Below are 2,476 nucleotides of genomic sequence, written 5' to 3'. Positions count from 1 at the left end.
GCGCGGCGGCGGCGGCGGGGGAGGCGGCGCCTCGGCCATGCTGGCGGCGCGGCCTGTGGCACAGCCCGCCTTTCCCGATCCCCAGACCTTCGAGGCCGTGGTCGCCCTGATCGGCGACAAGCGTGAAATCACGCTGCAGATGGACGTCGAACGCTATGTGAAGCCGGTGTCGTTCAAGCCGGGCGCTATCGTCTATGAACCGGCAGCGGGCTCGCCCGTCGATCTGGCGCGGCGTCTGGCCGGGCGGCTCAAGGAATGGACCGGCCGCACCTGGCTGATCGCCGCCAACGGCCAGGGCGGCGGCGAGACCCTGATCGAGATCGAGAAAAAGGCCCGCTCCGCCCGCCGTGCGGCGGTCGAGGCGGACCCCTTCGTGGTGTCGATCATGCAGGCCTTCCCCGGCGCCGAGATCAAGGAGATCAAGACTCTGGCCCCGGCGGTCGAAATGCCCGCCATCCCAGAGGACGACGAGGAAGACTGAGCCAATCCGTCATCCCGGCCGCAGCGTAGCGGAGAGCCGGGACCGCCCAAGACGCCGCGCTTCCTGCGGTCCCGGATCGGCGCTGCGCGCCGTCCGGGATGACGCCTGCGGCGCTTACAGAATCTGCGCGGCTTCCTCGAAGTCGAGGCGGGGCGAGCGCGGGAAGAGGTTCTCGTCGGTGCCGTAGCCGATGTTCATGATGAAGTTGGGCTCGACATTGCTGTCGGCGAAGAACTCGGCCTTCACGCCGGCGGCGTCGAAGCCCGACATCGGGCCGACGTCCAGACCCAGGGCGCGCGCGGCGATGGTCAGATAGCCGCCCTGCAGCGAGGCGTTGCGGAAGGCGGCTTCACGACGACCGGCCTCGTCGAGGAACCAGTCGCGGGCGCCCGGCGCGTGCGGGAACAGCTTGGCCAGGGTGTCGTGGAAGTCGATGTCCTGGGCGATGATCAGGTTGATCGGGGCGGCCAGGGTCTTGGCGCGGTTGCCTTCGCTCATGTGGACCGACAGGCGGGCCTTGGCTTCCGGCGAGGTGACGAAGACGAAGCGGGCCGGGGTCATGTTCACCGCCGTCGGGCCGAACTTGGTCAGGTCGTAGAGCTTGCGGATCAGGTCTTCGGACACGGGGCGGTCGCTCCAGCCGTTGCGCGTGCGAGCCTCGGTGAACAGTTGGGCCAGGACCGAATCGGAAACCGGAACGTCGCGGGCGGAAAGGGCGTCGAAGGCCATGAAAAAGCTCCTGAGCAGAATTGGTAACTTCTATTGTGACGAATATGGCCTGTCGTGCGCCGCCGTCAAGGGGATTGCTACAAAATCTGTTGCTGATGCAGATCGGCGTTCTGCAAGAGGGTCTGGAGCCGGGCTGCGGATCGCCCTATCTAGGGGGCATGAAAGACCTCAACGCCCTGATGCAACAGGCCCAGGCGATGCAGCAAAAGCTGCAGGACGCCCAGGCCAAGATGGCCGAAACCACCGCCGAGGGCACCTCGGGCGGCGGCCTTGTCTCCATCGCCCTCAAGGGCCCCGGCGAGATCACTTCGGTGAAGATCGACGACAGCCTGATGACCCCCGGCGAGGGCGAGATTCTGGCTGACCTGATCGTCGCCGCCCACGCCGACGCCAAGCGCAAGCTGGACGAGGTCAACAACGCCCTGATGCGCGAGGCCGCAGGCCCCATGGCCGGGATGAACATCCCGGGAATGCCGAAACTCTTCTGATGGCCGCCTCCGCCGGGCCGGAAATCGAACGGCTCATCAGCCTGCTGGCCAAGCTGCCGGGCATGGGCCCGCGCTCGGCCCGGCGCGCGGCGCTGGCCCTGCTGAAGCGGCGCGAGCAGTTGCTAGTGCCGCTGGCCGCATCCCTGGCCGAGACGGCCGAAAAGGTCGTCAACTGCTCGATCTGCGCCGCGCCCGACACGCGCGACCCCTGCTCCATCTGTTCCGACACCAGCCGCGACAACGCCCTGATCTGCGTGGTCGAAGAGGCCGGCGCCCTGTGGGCCATGGAGCGCTCGGGCGCCTTTCGCGGCAAGTATCATGTGCTGGGCGGACTTCTGTCGGCGCTGGACGGCGTCGGCCCCGAGCAGCTGCGCATCGCCGAACTGATCGGCCGGGCAAAAGGCGGGGAGATGGGGGGCGGCGAGGCTCGGGAGGTCGTCCTTGCCCTGCCCGCCACCGTCGACGGCCAGACCACGGCCCACTACCTGGCCGAGCGCCTGTCGGCGGCGGGGGTCGAGGTCACCTCGCTAGCGCGCGGCGTCCCCGTCGGCGGCGAGTTGGATTGGCTGGACGACGGCACCATCGTCCAGGCCCTGCGGGCGCGCCGGCCAGCGTAACATTTTTCCCTCTCCCATCGGGAGAGGGCTTGAGCCTCGGAGAGCCGAAGGCGATCCGCCAGGCGAAAGGGTGAGGGCCTATCCTGTCAGTCGGCGTAAGCCGTCGCGCAGCGGCCTTCGACCGACATCACCCGCGAACCCTCACCCTTTCGCGCAAGGAC

General features: G+C 68.2%; 3 protein-coding genes and 1 pseudogene. 3 read left to right on the top strand and 1 reads right to left on the bottom strand.

Translation table 11 applies throughout. The annotated features are described in order from the left end of the window. Nucleotides 1-481: pseudogene (locus tag ACREEF_RS15735) on the top strand (DNA polymerase III subunit gamma/tau); the annotation flags it as partial. 114 nt (nucleotides 482-595) lie between these two features. Here ACREEF_RS15735 and ACREEF_RS15730 read toward each other — a convergent pair. Continuing rightward, the gene (locus ACREEF_RS15730) at nucleotides 596-1,210 is read right to left on the bottom strand and encodes a malonic semialdehyde reductase (RefSeq protein ID WP_431566507.1); all 615 of its coding nucleotides are present in this window, start codon (nucleotides 1,208-1,210) and stop codon (nucleotides 596-598) included. Nucleotides 1,211-1,368: 158 nt separating this feature from the next. Here ACREEF_RS15730 and ACREEF_RS15725 point away from each other — a divergent pair, with 158 nt between their 5' ends. Together ACREEF_RS15725 and recR are read left to right on the top strand one after the other, a co-directional pair. Then, nucleotides 1,369-1,698 (top strand): YbaB/EbfC family nucleoid-associated protein, encoded by a 330-nt coding sequence (locus ACREEF_RS15725; RefSeq protein WP_292085502.1) that lies wholly within the window; start codon nucleotides 1,369-1,371, stop codon nucleotides 1,696-1,698. Then, nucleotides 1,698-2,315 carry a recombination mediator RecR gene (recR, locus tag ACREEF_RS15720; protein WP_431566506.1) on the top strand — a complete coding sequence of 206 codons (618 nt, stop codon included), beginning with the start codon at nucleotides 1,698-1,700 and terminating at the stop codon, nucleotides 2,313-2,315. The genes ACREEF_RS15725 and recR overlap by 1 nt, the downstream gene beginning before the upstream one ends. Nucleotides 2,316-2,476: the final 161 nt, after the last annotated feature.

The organism is Brevundimonas sp. (genome assembly GCF_050729455.1).
Classification (GTDB): Bacteria; Pseudomonadota; Alphaproteobacteria; order Caulobacterales; family Caulobacteraceae; genus Brevundimonas.
Note: the sequence above shows the minus strand (reverse complement) of the source record. Positions and strands in the feature narration are given on the sequence as shown.

Excerpts from the sequence above, each read along its gene's own strand:
- ACREEF_RS15730 (WP_431566507.1), bottom strand. The coding sequence starts at position 1,210 with ATGGCCTTCGACGCCCTTTCCGCCCGCGACGTTCCGGTTTCCGATTCG.
- ACREEF_RS15725 (WP_292085502.1), top strand. The coding sequence starts at position 1,369 with ATGAAAGACCTCAACGCCCTGATGCAACAGGCCCAGGCGATGCAGCAA.
- recR (WP_431566506.1), top strand. The coding sequence starts at position 1,698 with ATGGCCGCCTCCGCCGGGCCGGAAATCGAACGGCTCATCAGCCTGCTG.